Below are 11,819 nucleotides of genomic sequence, written 5' to 3'. Positions count from 1 at the left end.
AAACATGGCAAAAGGCATAGAAATCCGCGCCGCGCATTTTCCCGGGCGCGCTCCGATCGACACTTACGGCAATGGCGGCTTCCGTTTTGCCGACATGTCGCATCGCGGCTCGATTCTTTGCCTGCCCTCCGGCATTCATGGCTGGGACATGGACATATCGAAGCCGCTGTCGCCTGAAAATTTTCGCCGTGTGCTGGAGGAGGCCGCCGATATAGAGGTTCTGCTCGTCGGCACGGGAACCGAGCTTCGCCGTCTGCCCGACGATTTGAAGCAAGCGCTGAAGGCGCGCGGCATCTCCTCCGATCCGATGAGCACGGGTGCCGCAGTGCGCACCTTCAATATCATGCTGTCCGAGCAGCGCGCCGTAGCGGCGGCCTTGATTGCGGTCTGACGATGGTTGACGGGAATATTGCGACGAACCAGGATATCTGCCTGGCGATGCTACGCGACAATGATCGCGACCGCTATCTTGCCTGCCTTCTATCGCCGCAGGACAAGCGCGGTGCGCTTGCGGCGCTTTACGCATTCAATGCCGAGCTTGCCCGCATCCGCGACCTGGTGCACGAGCCGCTGCCCGGCGAGGTGCGCATGCAATATTGGCACGATCTGCTGGAGGGAAGTGCGCATGGTTCGACGGCGGCCAATCCCGTCGCCGCAGGGCTTCTGGAGGCAATCGAAACTTATCGCCTGCCGCGTAAGACGCTGGTCGACATGATCGAGGCCCGCACATTCGACCTCTATGACGACCCGATGGAAACGCGTCTGACGCTCGAAGGTTATGCCGGCGAAACCGCCTCCGCGCTGATCCAGCTTGCAAGCCTTGTGCTTTCGCCGGAGGAGGCCCCACGATCGGCCGATGCCGCCGGCCATGCCGGCGTCGCCCAGGCGATTGCCGGCCTGCTGCTTTTGATGCCGCTGCACCGCCGCCGCGGCCAGCTCTATATTCCGCTGCAAATCCTTTCGGCCACCGGCCTCGACCGCTATGCCTTCCTTGCCGGCGAAGACCGACCGCGCATCTCCGCCGCCATCGAGGCCTTCGCCGGCCTCGGCCGCGAGCATCTGGCAAAGGCGAGGGGGGCAGGGCCGATTGCGCCCGCCGTCTTTCCGGCCTTCCTGCCGGTCACGCTGGCCGAGCCGGTGCTCCGCAAGGCGCAGAGGCGGGGCGCCCTGCTGTTCGACCGGCCGTTGCAGCCGCCGCAATGGCGCCGCCAGCTCGCAATGGCGCTGGCTGCATCGCGCAGGAAAATCTGATTTCGGTCAAATTCGCGCAAGTCTCGCGCATTACAAGGTCCTGACCGCTACCCTTTGAACGGAGACTCGGCGTGGGCATTATCGTTTGGTGCGTCCTTTTCGCCATCGTCATTTTCTTTGCCTTCGTGGCAACACGCATGGCTGCGCAAAACAAGGAAGACGGCCTGCACGACACCGGTCTCGCCATTATCGAGTTCGGCCGCGCCTTTCCCAACGAGGCGATCCGCCAGCTGCAGGCGACCGAAAACGGTCAGGCGATCTTCGTGCGCCTCCACGACAACAAGGCCGGGCTGATGCGCAACATGGCGCGCCATTTCTCCTGCCATCTGATCGTGCCCGGCCGTGTGCGCGTGGTAAGCTCGGAGACAGGCAGGGGGTTGGCGATCGAATTTCTCGATGCGCCCGGTCACAACGGAAAATTCGAGTTCGCTTCACCGAAGGAGGCTTCCGAAGTTGCGTTGTGGCTGCTCGGCAACTACATCGCTGAGCCGGACAAGGACCTGCCAGCCGGGCACATATCCGCGGCCAACAAGCAGTAGGACGGCTGCTCAGGCGCTTTCGGCAAACCCTTGTATCTGGTCGAGCCAGGCGGCGCAGTCCGCAAGCGCGCGACGCGCGATCAACTGCCGTTTCATGATCGTCTTATCCTTGCCGCGGAAGCGCTTGACGCCTTCGGGCTTGACGATCGAGCCGGGCTCAAGCTCCGGAAACAGCCCGAAATTGATGTTCATCGGCTGGAACGAACGTTTGCCGGGCTCTTCGTCGGTGACGATGTGGCCGCCGGTGATATGACCGAGCAGCGAGCCGAGCGCCGTCGTCGCCGGCGGCAGCAAGATCGCTTCGCCCTTGCGTTCGGCGGCGGCAAAACGCCCTGCCATCAGCCCGACGCTAGCGCTTTCCACATAACCCTCGCAGCCGGTGATCTGGCCGGCGAAACGCAGGCCGGGCCGCGACTTCAGCGTCAGCGACGGATCGAGCAGGGTCGGGGAGTTGATGTAGGTGTTGCGATGCAGGCCGCCGAGGCGGGCGAATTCGGCATTTTTCAGTCCCGGGATCATCCGGAAGATTTCCGCCTGCGCGCCGTATTTCAGCTTCGTCTGGAAGCCGACCATGTTGTAGAGCGTGCCGAGCGCATTGTCCTGGCGCAGCTGCACGACGGCATAGGCTTTGACGGTCGGATTATGCGCGTTCGTCAGCCCCATCGGCTTCATCGGCCCGTGGCGCAGCGTCTCGCGGCCGCGCTCGGCCATCACTTCGATCGGCAGGCAGCCGTCGAAATAGGGAGTGCCTTCCCATTCCTTGAAGCCGACAGTGTCGCCAGCGATCAACGCGTCGACGAAGGCATTGTACTGCGCCTCGTCCATCGGGCAATTGATGTAATCCTTGCCCGTGCCGCCGGGGCCGACCTTGTCGTAGCGCGACTGATACCAGCAGATATCCATGTCGATGCTGTCGCGGTAGACAATCGGCGCGATGGCGTCGAAGAAGGCGAGCGAATCCTCGCCCGTCTGCGCCTGGATGGCGCTGGCGAGCGACGGCGCGGTCAGCGGTCCGGTGGCGACGATGGCAAGATCCCAGTCGCGCGGCGGCAGGCCGGTGATTTCCTCGCGCACGACGGTGATCAGCGGATGGTCGTGGATCGCCTTGGTCACGGCTTCGGAAAAGCCATCGCGATCGACGGCCAGCGCGCCGCCGGCCGGCACCTGGTGGCGGTCGGCGGCAGCCATGATCAGCGAGCCCGCCATACGCATCTCGGCATGGATGACGCCGACGGCATTGCTGGTCGCATCGTCGGAACGGAAGGAATTGGAGCAGACGAGTTCGGCAAGACCGTCGGTCTTGTGCGCATCCGTGCCGCGCACGCCGCGCATTTCATGCAAAATGACGGGAATGCCGGAGCTGGCGATTTGCCAGGCGGCTTCCGAACCGGCAAGCCCACCGCCGACGACATGAATGGGGGAATAAGAGGAGATCGTGTTCATCCCGGGCTGATATCACGTCGGCAGGTGCGATCCAACACCCCGAATCAAAAACGGCGCCCTGATAGCGCCGTCTTGAAGCATCGTGCCGGTTTGCCTGCGATTAGCGGAACGAGCGGGATGCAATGTTACGGATGTCGTAGCGGCTGACGCCGATGTCGGACAGGGTCTGGTTCGACAGGCTGCCGAGTTCGTTGAGCGTACGGCGGTAGTTGAGCCAGCTTTTTGCAATGCGGATCGGGTTCATTGTCATCTTCCTCGAACAAATTCCGCTGGACGGCGGGATCGCCTGTCTCTCTGCGGTTGATGTTTATATAGGCGAAAACCCTCTCATTGTGCAGTGCAATTAAAAGGCGTCTGCCATGCAAATGTGCAATATGATGCTCGAGAATTAAGCGGTGAACATTTTTTGAGCGAGCTACGGAACCGGGAAGATCCTGCAACCGCGGCGACGGTCGATCGCCACAAATGAAAACGCCCGCTGCGGTGCAGCGGGCGTTTTAATCATGGCCGGATCTGCTTGGGAGGAAGCAGAAACCTTTGAATTAACGCGAAGAAGCTTCGCGGGCGACGCGATGGATGTCCGAACGGTCGATGCCGAGGTCATGCAATTCGCGGTTGGTCATGCGGCCGAGTTCGGTGACCGTCTGACGATACTTGCGCCAATTGTTGAAAGAGCGGGTGATGTTCATATTAAGCCCCTTTCCGAGGGTTTGATCTGCCAGCAGCCACCCATCGGCGCTGACCTCTATTTGATGACCGGAATATATGTTGCGGCGCGAAGGACGAAAACAGACAAGTTTTCAGGTCACCTATGCGATAGATGCAATGCTTTACACAATCTTACCGCAGTCTGGTCAACGAATAGGCAAAGTGACTTGAGCGAATACCAGAGCTTTGAAATGGCGAAGGGCTGCGATGAGGAAAAACCCGCTCCCGCCGGTTGTGCCGCTGGACACGCGGTTCGTCGCCGGTTCGACGAGCCATCAATCATTACGATGGCCCCGCAAAGCGGCGCGATCACGAATGCGGCGCCACGGCTAATACGAAGAAAAATTCGGTGCTCTCCCGGTGGCACCGCCCAGCCAGTATCGGATGTGCTAACGCGTTGAACTTACGCATTATGTTGTCATCAAATAAAACGCCCGCCGGGGGAGGATCCGGCGGGCGCATTATAGTGACTGGCAACTGGGAGGAGGAGTGTCACCAGTCTATCGCAGCGCGCTTGGGAGGAGGAGTGCGCGGCTGCGAATCTCGTCACGGATAAAGCAATCCGCGGGCGTCCGGCAGTGCCGGGCCGGGGCGCCATCCCCGTGCTTCGATATGTCGGTAAATAGTATGACTAATTGGCATTTTGCAGTGCAATAATTACATGAGAGACATGCGGAACGTGCATACCTCTTCCTTCATATGCTGATATTAGCAGTTCCGACTTTAGCGTCCGGTTAACATCTGACCCAAATTAGACCAATGAGGAATTTGCATATTTAGCGCTGAGGCGTTTGCGAAGCTGCCTGCTGCGTCTATAAATGACGGCAGCCGCAGCGCCTGCGTCGCGGAACTGAGGGGTGGAAGCATGTATCGCGGCAGATTGGAGCGGGATCTCTTGCTCTGGGTGGGCAAGGGTCTGCTGGCAAAGGAAACGGCCGGCGCGCTTCTCGCCGAATATGACAGCCGCCCGGCCAGCTTCAGCCTCGGCCGGGTGCTGATGGCGCTGGCGGCGGTGCTTCTTGCCGCTGCCGTTCTGCTGGTCGTCGCCTCCAATTGGGAAGCCATTCCGCGCCTGATCCGCGTCGGCGCCATCCTCGCTCTGATCTGGGCGGTGCATATTGCCGCCGCCCTGATGCTCGCTCGCGGTGCGGCGGCGGCCGCAGGCGGGCTGCTGGTCATCGGCGCGATGAGCTTCGGGGGTGCCATTTCGCTGGTCGGGCAGATGTATCATCTCTCCGGCGACGAGCAGACGGTGATGTATCTCTGGTTCGCCATCGCGACGATCTCCGCGATCCTGTTCCGTTCGGGCGCGGTGGTGGTCGTTGCGGGCTTTCTCTCCTGGGCGTCCTTTGCCGTTTATCTCGACAACCATGACACGCATTGGATCGGGGTTGATCCCTGGATGGCGCCGGTCATGGCGGTGATTGTCATTGCGTTGGTGCGTTACACCGGCGCTGCGCGAGCGCGTCATCTCGCCTATTTGCTGCTGATCGGCTGGCTTGCATGGCTCTACACGCTTTATGAGGAGATGGCGGTGGCGCTTGCCTTCGCCGTCGGCGGCATGGCGGTTTTCGTGCTGACGGCGTTGCCGCATCCCCGTATCGCGCCACTGGTCAGGAGTGCCGGCGCGGCCCCGGCATTCTACAGCTTCCTCGTCGCAGCAATCGGCTTCCTGCTCCTGCATATCGAGATTGAGCAGGGATGGCGGCTGGTGGTGCTCGGTCTGGCGACACTTGCCGCCGCCGTGCTGGCGATCGCGCTGCAAGGCAGGAACAACGGCGCCGTGCGTTACCTCGCCTATACAGCCTTCGCTGCAGAGATGCTCTATCTCGCCTCCGTCACCGTCGGCTCGATCCTCGGCACGTCGAGCCTCTTCCTGTTTTCCGGTCTCGTGGTTGCGCTGGTCGCCTGGATCGTCATCCGTCTCGAGCGGCGCTTTTCCGCAACTGCACGGGAGGAGCTCGCATGAGCTCGTTGATGGCAAGGCTGCAGTCCGGAAAGGGCTACCTGCTTTCGGCGGTTATCGTCGCCGGCCTGCAGACTATAATCCTCGGCACGATCATCCAGAGCCGGGCTTCGATTCTCAGTAATGGCGCCGAAGTGCTGCTGAAGACGGCCCCGGTCGATCCGCGCGATTTCCTGCGCGGCGATTATGTCGTCCTGAACTATGACATTTCCACCGTGCCGGTGCAGACGGTTTCCGGCGGCATTCCGGCCGAGCCGGCCGAACGCACGCTGTGGGTCCGGTTGAAGAAGCAGGCGGACGGTTTCTGGACTGTGAGCGAATCGTCCTTCCACGCGCTGCCGCCGCAGCCGGAGACGGTGATCCTGCGCAGCCAGCCATTCTATAGTGGCGGACTGGCTGCGGGCGACAGCATTCGCGTCGAATACGGCATCGAGCGTTATTATGTCCCCGAGGGTCAGGGTAAACCACTGGAGGAGGCGCGCAATGATGGCAACGTCGCCATAGCGGTGCGCGTTTCGGCGGACGGAAGGGCGCAGATCCGCAGCCTGCTCGTCGATGGCAAGCAGGTTTACGACGAACCGCTCTACTGATCCCGCAAGCCTTGGGGCAGGGGCGCTTTTCCGGCGCAAATCCACTGTCATTCGCCGTTCATTTTTCCTTTGCCTCGACCAAATCGGGTGATATAGAGACGCCGCGCTCCGGAAGGCCTCATGCGCAGGCATAGGCATGCGGTTCTGTGGACGCGGGTATGGTGAAATTGGTAGACACGCCAGATTTAGGTTCTGGTGCCGCAAGGCGTGGGAGTTCAAGTCTCTCTACCCGCACCAGGCTGTTTGCAGGGGGAGACCAAGAACTTGGTTGTCCCCGAATGACCGAAGGTTGTTCCGAATACTCGGAAGTGAGTGCCGTTCCCCTTTGGGCGGAATGATACAGGAATTGGGAAAAGCCACGCGCGGCACGCAGCCGGCGTCGTGCTCATCGAAACGAACGGCGTCTGGGCACGGCCGCCACGACATGAAGGTAGGAAGACATGCAGGTTATCGAAACGCTCGCTGAAGGGCTGAAGCGCGAAATCAAGGTCGTTATCCCGGCCAAGGACATGGAAGACAAGATGAATGAGCGTCTTGCCGATGTGAAGGACAAGATCCGCATCAACGGCTTCCGTCCGGGCAAGGTCCCCGCAGCTCACCTGAAGAAGGTCTATGGCAAGTCGATCATGGCCGAGCTCGTCAACGAGATCGTCCGCGAACAGCCGACCGCCATCCTGTCCAGCCGCGGCGAAAAGTCGGCCACGCAGCCGGAAATCGCCATGACGGAAGACAAGGACGAAGCCGACAAGATCCTCTCCGCCCAGCAGGATTTCGAATTCACGCTTTCCTACGAAGTGCTGCCGCCGATCGAGCTGAAGTCGGTCAAGGGCATCAAGGTCACGCGCGAAGTCATCGACATCTCGGATGACGAAGTCAACGAGCAGGTGCTGAAGGTTGCTGAAAGCGCCCGTTCCTACGAGAGCAAGACCGGCAAGGCCGCCACCGGCGACCGCATCACCATGGATTATGTCGGCAAGGTCGACGGCGAAGCCTTCGAAGGCGGCACCGATCAGGGCGCCGAACTGGTAATCGGTTCCGGCCGCTTCATCCCGGGCTTCGAAGACCAGCTCGTCGGCGTCAAGGCCGGCGAAGAAAAGACCATCACCGTGACCTTCCCGGCCGACTATCCGGCCAAGAACCTCGCCGGCAAGGAAGCGACCTTCGACGTCACGGTCAAGGACGTTGCAGCGCCTGGCAAGGTCAAGATCAACGACGAACTGGCCTCCAAGCTCGGCATCGAATCCGCCGATCGCCTGAAGGAGATCGTCCGCGGTCAGATCGAATCGCAGTACGGTTCGCTGACCCGTCAGAAGCTGAAGCGCCAGATCCTCGACCAGCTCGACGAGATGTACAAGTTCGACACTCCGTCTTCGCTCGTCGACGCCGAATACAACGGCATCTGGAGCCAGGTGAACAACGACCTCGCTCAGTCCGGCAAGACCTTCGAGGACGAAGACACGACCGAAGAGAAGGCGCGTGAGGAATACAAGACGCTTGCAGAGCGTCGCGTCCGCCTCGGCCTCGTTCTCTCCGAAATCGGCGAAAAGGCCGGCGTCGAAGTCACTGAAGACGAAATGCAGCGCGCCATCTACGAACAGCTGCGCCAGTATCCGGGTCAGGAAAAGCAGATCCTCGAATTCTTCCGCAGCCAGCCGGGTGCAGCCGCTTCGATCCGCGCGCCGATCTTCGAAGAGAAGGTCATTGATCACCTGCTGACGGAAATCGATGTCACCGACAAGAAGGTGACGAAGGAAGAGCTGCTCGCCGAGGACGAAGGTGAAGCCAAGGCCGAGACCAAGAAGGCCGCTCCGAAGAAGAAGGCTGCCGCCAAGACCGAAGCCGCCGAGGCTGGTGAAGGCGAGGAAGCCGCTCCGAAGAAAAAGGCTGCTCCGAAGAAGAAGGCTGCCGACGAGAGCGCCGAATAATCGCATCCCGGTTCTGAAATTTGCAAGGCCCCGCCATCGTGCGGGGCCTTTTCTTTTTGGCCGTCGGGAGGCTCATGGATTGTCCGCGGCAACAAATAGTTGAAATAAAGTATAGTTCGATGCAGATTGTTGAAGGTGGGAGGGACCTGAGAATGACTGCAAAAGACGACATGAAGAAATTGGTGGAGGAAATCTATGCTGTGCGCGACCGCGGCTATATCGAGGGCACGCTGGCGCTGATCGGCGATGATTGTACCTTTCGGATGGCCGGCAATACACGGCTGGCGCCTTTTTCGACTGAATTGGGCGGCCATGCCTTTCGCCAGGTGATAGCGCAGCTCATCACTGCGTGGGATCTGTCCAAGATCAGTACGACCGGCATCCATGTGGACGAGGATGCGCAGATCGTCTTCGCCCACCGCGAAGGGGAGGTCAAACATATCCCGTCCGGCGTGAGCTTCCACACGGAATTCGTCGACAAGATCCATTTCAGAGACGGGAAACCGGTCAAGATCGTCGAATTTGTCGACACGCTACAGGTGGCCGAGACAACCCGGATAATCCAAGTCGCTTAAACTGCCGCCAGAGCCCGAATTGCCAAAGCGCCTTGCATCAACTTGATTAAAGCGAGGCGCTTGGGCGGCAGCTGCGGCTCAATGCCGTGTCAGCTCCGCGACTTTCCGGACATGGCTGACGGCCGCGGCTCCACCGGCGGTTTTGGTGAAGAGGCTGAGCGTCTCTTCCTCGTCGTCCGCGACGGGCGTCAGAGCCTGATCCGTGTAGTTCTTGGACTTCGCATCCCGTGAAATCAGGAATGCCGAAATCGTCAGGCCGATGATCGTGCCGGCTAGCGAAACATGTTTGCTCAAGGTTTCCCAGGCAAAGCGCGGCCAGAAGATCAGCGGGTTTTCACGCGGCAGTTCGGGGCGCCGTTCCGACGGCGTCTTCAGGCGCATGAGGCCGCTTTGCAGCGGATGCACGTTTTCCAGCGGCACGGTGGTCGCGAAGGAGACGAGAACCTTGACGAGCCTTGCCAGCGGCACGCCGGTCGCCACGGCCCGGCGCAGCAGCGTCTTCATATGATCAGGCGAATAATAGAGCGACCAGGCCTCGTGGTAGATATCTTCCCATTGCTGCTTGCTCATCTTGGGGTGCGCAGTGCAGACGTGCTCGACATCGTAAATGTTGAGATCGCCGTCCATCTCGACGCCCTTCTTCCACAGGACCTGATGGTCCTCGGAACCCGGGAGCGGTGTCAGGATGAAGAATTCGATGACGTCGAGCGGCAGCTCTTCCTGAATGATCGTGATATCGCGGCGGATCGATTCCGGCGTGTCGGCCGGGAAGCCGAGAATATAGCCGGCCAGCGTCATGATGCCCTCAGCCTTCCAGGCGAGTAGCATCTTGCGGTATTCGGTGATTTTGTTCTGATTCTTCTTGGCGGCGGTCAGATTGTCCGGATTGACGTTTTCGAGGCCGATGAAGACGCGGGTGACGCCGGCGCGCCGGGATTTCTCGATGAAGTTCGGGATCTTGTGGCAGAGCGTGTCGACCTGGATCATCAGACCGAGCGGAATGCCGTCGCGCTCCTTGAGCTCGATCAGCCGATCGAAGATCGCCTCCCAATCCTTGTTGCGGGCGAAATTGTCGTCGGTAATGAAGAATTTATGGATGCCCTGCGCCCAGTTCATCCGCACCAGCTTTTCGACGTCGTCGGCCGAGCGGAAGCGCGACTTGCGCCCCTGCACGTTGATGATGGTGCAGAACGAGCACTGGTAGGGACAGCCGCGCCCGGCATCAAAGCTGGTGCTGAGGCCGAGCGTGCGCTGGATATTGTCCTTCGGCAGGAAGGGAACCGGCGTGCCGCCGATACCGGGAAGGTCGTTCATGAAGTTATAGAGCGGCTTCAGTTCGCCGCTAGCGGCGTCACGCAGCACCATGTCCAGCCGCCCCTCGGCTTCGCCGGCGAACATCGAGATGCCCATGTCGCGGCAGGCGTCGAGCCCGACCGCCTTGCCGTCGAGCATCGACAGGCAACCGGAGACATGAAAGCCGCCCATCGAAACCGGCAGGCCGGCATCGCGGAAGGGGCGGGCGATATCGAGCGCACGCGGATATTGGTTGGACTGGACGCCGACCAGCGCGACCATGCCGAAATTGCCGTGGCGCCTGAACTGGGCGAGCAGTCGGGGGAAATCGATGCGCGTATTGGTCTCGTCGATCACGGTGATGTCGATCGCCGTATCGGGCCCGAGCACCTGGCGCTCGGCGCATTCGGCAGCGATGCCGTAGAGAGCTGCGAGCGAATTGGAAGGAATCATCGCCCGCCACCAGCGGATGACGTAACCGTCATCGTCATAATGCGACGGCTTGATCAGGATCAGCTGAAAACGTCTGCGCGCGGCTTCCAAAGCATGGGACAAGAGTATCTATCTTTCTCTAGAAACGTCTGCCCGGAGGCAAAATGGAGTTGAGAGCACAAATGAGGCACGGCGTTCGATGCGATTGATCAGGGCTTAAACCAAGGCGTAAAAATCGGGGGTGCGCGCAAAAGTTTCGCGCAGCCCATCCTTCCTCAATATACTACCCGACATCGAGCAGCAATGCGCGGTGGTCGGAGACCTCGGGCGCCTCGACCACCTCGAACCTGCCAACCTTGACCTCCGGCGTGACCAGCATGTAGTCGGCAAAGCGGCCCTCCTTCAGATAGTAGGAGGTTCGCGTGTCGACAAGGCCGTTTCCTGTGACCAGATCGGAAAGGCCCAGTCGAGCGAGGATCTTAAAGGTCTTGCTGTCGGGCAGAACGTTGAAATCGCCGCAGACCACGAGCCCTTCGTCGCCGGGCCAGACCCGTTCGATGAGCCCGGCCAGCGCCAGCGCCTGCTCTTCGCGCGCCGCCGTATCGCCCTTGCCGGCTGGATCCCGCAGGCCATGCATATGGGCGATGGTAAGCACGGAAGCGTTCCCATGGCTGAAGAGACGGATGCAATGCGCGTTTCGCGGGCGGGGATGTTCGCCCCAGCCGCCGGCGGAAAAACTGCCGTGCACGAAGTCTATCGCCTGAGCGATGACGGAATGCGATTTGCGAACGTAGGTCGCCAGCCCAAATTCGGCGACAATCGCGGCATCGCCGTCGAAGAGTGCCCCTCTCGATGTCGGGCAGAAGAAGCCGTCATGGCCGGGCAGGGCGGCGCTGATCTCCGCAAACAGATTGGCGCGCTGCGGCAATTCCAGCCCGGCATCGCGATAGACCGACCATCCGGGGCTCGCACCCGGCGCCCGCAGCACTTCCTGCAGGCACAGCACGTCAGGATCGGCCTGCCTGACATAGGCGACCAGCGCCTCATGCAGCCTGCCGCCCCATGCATTCAGCGAAATGATGCGCAATGTCTTACGC

12 protein-coding genes and 1 tRNA gene are annotated in these 11,819 nt (G+C 60.7%); 8 read left to right on the top strand and 5 right to left on the bottom strand.

The genetic code is table 11. The features are described 5' to 3' along the window. Window positions 1–4: 4 nt before the first annotated feature. The 3 genes from GGI60_RS12005 (at window position 5) to GGI60_RS11995 (ending at window position 1,790) form a co-directional block, all read left to right on the top strand. Window positions 5–391: an Mth938-like domain-containing protein gene (locus tag GGI60_RS12005; RefSeq protein WP_183915937.1), complete on the top strand. Its 387-nt coding sequence runs from the start codon at window positions 5–7 to the stop codon at window positions 389–391. Between the two features lie 2 nt (window positions 392–393). Further along, window positions 394–1,251: a phytoene/squalene synthase family protein gene (locus GGI60_RS12000; protein ID WP_183915935.1), complete on the top strand. Its 858-nt coding sequence runs from the start codon at window positions 394–396 to the stop codon at window positions 1,249–1,251. A gap of 71 nt (window positions 1,252–1,322) precedes the next feature. Next, window positions 1,323–1,790 carry a hypothetical protein gene (locus tag GGI60_RS11995; RefSeq protein ID WP_183915933.1) on the top strand — a complete coding sequence of 156 codons (468 nt, stop codon included), beginning with the start codon at window positions 1,323–1,325 and terminating at the stop codon, window positions 1,788–1,790. Window positions 1,791–1,799: 9 nt separating this feature from the next. Here GGI60_RS11995 and trmFO read toward each other — a convergent pair whose 3' ends face one another. The 3 genes from trmFO to GGI60_RS11980 all read right to left on the bottom strand — a co-directional run bounded on the left by trmFO (window position 1,800) and on the right by GGI60_RS11980 (window position 3,922). After that, the gene (gene trmFO / locus GGI60_RS11990) at window positions 1,800–3,233 is read right to left on the bottom strand and encodes a methylenetetrahydrofolate--tRNA-(uracil(54)-C(5))-methyltransferase (FADH(2)-oxidizing) TrmFO (RefSeq protein WP_183915931.1); all 1,434 of its coding nucleotides are present in this window, start codon (window positions 3,231–3,233) and stop codon (window positions 1,800–1,802) included. Between the two features lie 100 nt (window positions 3,234–3,333). After that, on the bottom strand, window positions 3,334–3,477 hold the full coding sequence (locus GGI60_RS11985; RefSeq protein ID WP_183915929.1) for a DUF1127 domain-containing protein: 144 nt from the start codon (window positions 3,475–3,477) through the stop codon (window positions 3,334–3,336). Between the two features lie 298 nt (window positions 3,478–3,775). Then, a complete protein-coding gene (locus GGI60_RS11980) occupies window positions 3,776–3,922 on the bottom strand; it encodes a DUF1127 domain-containing protein (protein WP_004678838.1) in 147 nt (48 codons plus the stop codon). Window positions 3,923–4,806: 884 nt separating this feature from the next. On the opposite strand from GGI60_RS11980, the gene GGI60_RS11975 reads away from it, so the two are divergent. From GGI60_RS11975 to GGI60_RS11955, 5 genes are all read left to right on the top strand, one after another. Then, entirely contained in the window at window positions 4,807–5,910 is a 1,104-nt protein-coding gene (locus GGI60_RS11975; RefSeq protein WP_183915927.1) for a DUF2157 domain-containing protein, read from the top strand. After that, window positions 5,907–6,497 carry a GDYXXLXY domain-containing protein gene (locus GGI60_RS11970; RefSeq protein ID WP_183915925.1) on the top strand — a complete coding sequence of 197 codons (591 nt, stop codon included), beginning with the start codon at window positions 5,907–5,909 and terminating at the stop codon, window positions 6,495–6,497. Before GGI60_RS11975 ends, GGI60_RS11970 begins: the two co-directional genes overlap by 4 nt. A gap of 152 nt (window positions 6,498–6,649) precedes the next feature. Continuing rightward, window positions 6,650–6,734 (top strand) — tRNA-Leu (locus GGI60_RS11965). Between the two features lie 203 nt (window positions 6,735–6,937). After that, on the top strand, window positions 6,938–8,422 hold the full coding sequence (gene tig / locus GGI60_RS11960) for a trigger factor (RefSeq protein WP_183915923.1): 1,485 nt from the start codon (window positions 6,938–6,940) through the stop codon (window positions 8,420–8,422). A 152-nt stretch (window positions 8,423–8,574) separates the two neighbouring features. Beyond that, window positions 8,575–8,997, top strand: a complete 423-nt coding sequence (locus GGI60_RS11955) for a nuclear transport factor 2 family protein (protein ID WP_183916307.1) — start codon at window positions 8,575–8,577, stop codon at window positions 8,995–8,997. Window positions 8,998–9,075: 78 nt separating this feature from the next. On the opposite strand, the gene GGI60_RS11950 is transcribed toward GGI60_RS11955, so the two are convergent. Both GGI60_RS11950 and GGI60_RS11945 read right to left on the bottom strand, forming a co-directional pair. Next, window positions 9,076–10,845: a B12-binding domain-containing radical SAM protein gene (locus GGI60_RS11950; RefSeq protein ID WP_183915921.1), complete on the bottom strand. Its 1,770-nt coding sequence runs from the start codon at window positions 10,843–10,845 to the stop codon at window positions 9,076–9,078. Between the two features lie 160 nt (window positions 10,846–11,005). Next, window positions 11,006–11,809 (bottom strand): endonuclease/exonuclease/phosphatase family protein, encoded by an 804-nt coding sequence (locus GGI60_RS11945; RefSeq protein WP_183915919.1) that lies wholly within the window; start codon window positions 11,807–11,809, stop codon window positions 11,006–11,008. Between the last annotated feature and the right edge of the window lie 10 nt (window positions 11,810–11,819).

The organism is Rhizobium lentis (assembly GCF_014200175.1).
Lineage (GTDB): Bacteria > Pseudomonadota > Alphaproteobacteria > Rhizobiales > Rhizobiaceae > Rhizobium > Rhizobium mulingense.
The sequence above is the reverse complement of the archived record's forward strand: the minus strand, read 5'-3'. Positions and strand labels throughout refer to the sequence as shown.

Excerpts from the sequence above, each read along its gene's own strand:
- GGI60_RS11970 (WP_183915925.1), top strand. The coding sequence starts at position 5,907 with ATGAGCTCGTTGATGGCAAGGCTGCAGTCCGGAAAGGGCTACCTGCTT.
- GGI60_RS11985 (WP_183915929.1), bottom strand. The coding sequence starts at position 3,477 with ATGAACCCGATCCGCATTGCAAAAAGCTGGCTCAACTACCGCCGTACG.
- GGI60_RS11955 (WP_183916307.1), top strand. The coding sequence starts at position 8,575 with ATGACTGCAAAAGACGACATGAAGAAATTGGTGGAGGAAATCTATGCT.
- trmFO (WP_183915931.1), bottom strand. The coding sequence starts at position 3,233 with ATGAACACGATCTCCTCTTATTCCCCCATTCATGTCGTCGGCGGTGGG.
- GGI60_RS11980 (WP_004678838.1), bottom strand. The coding sequence starts at position 3,922 with ATGAACATCACCCGCTCTTTCAACAATTGGCGCAAGTATCGTCAGACG.
- GGI60_RS12000 (WP_183915935.1), top strand. The coding sequence starts at position 394 with ATGGTTGACGGGAATATTGCGACGAACCAGGATATCTGCCTGGCGATG.
- tig (WP_183915923.1), top strand. The coding sequence starts at position 6,938 with ATGCAGGTTATCGAAACGCTCGCTGAAGGGCTGAAGCGCGAAATCAAG.
- GGI60_RS11975 (WP_183915927.1), top strand. The coding sequence starts at position 4,807 with ATGTATCGCGGCAGATTGGAGCGGGATCTCTTGCTCTGGGTGGGCAAG.
- GGI60_RS12005 (WP_183915937.1), top strand. The coding sequence starts at position 5 with ATGGCAAAAGGCATAGAAATCCGCGCCGCGCATTTTCCCGGGCGCGCT.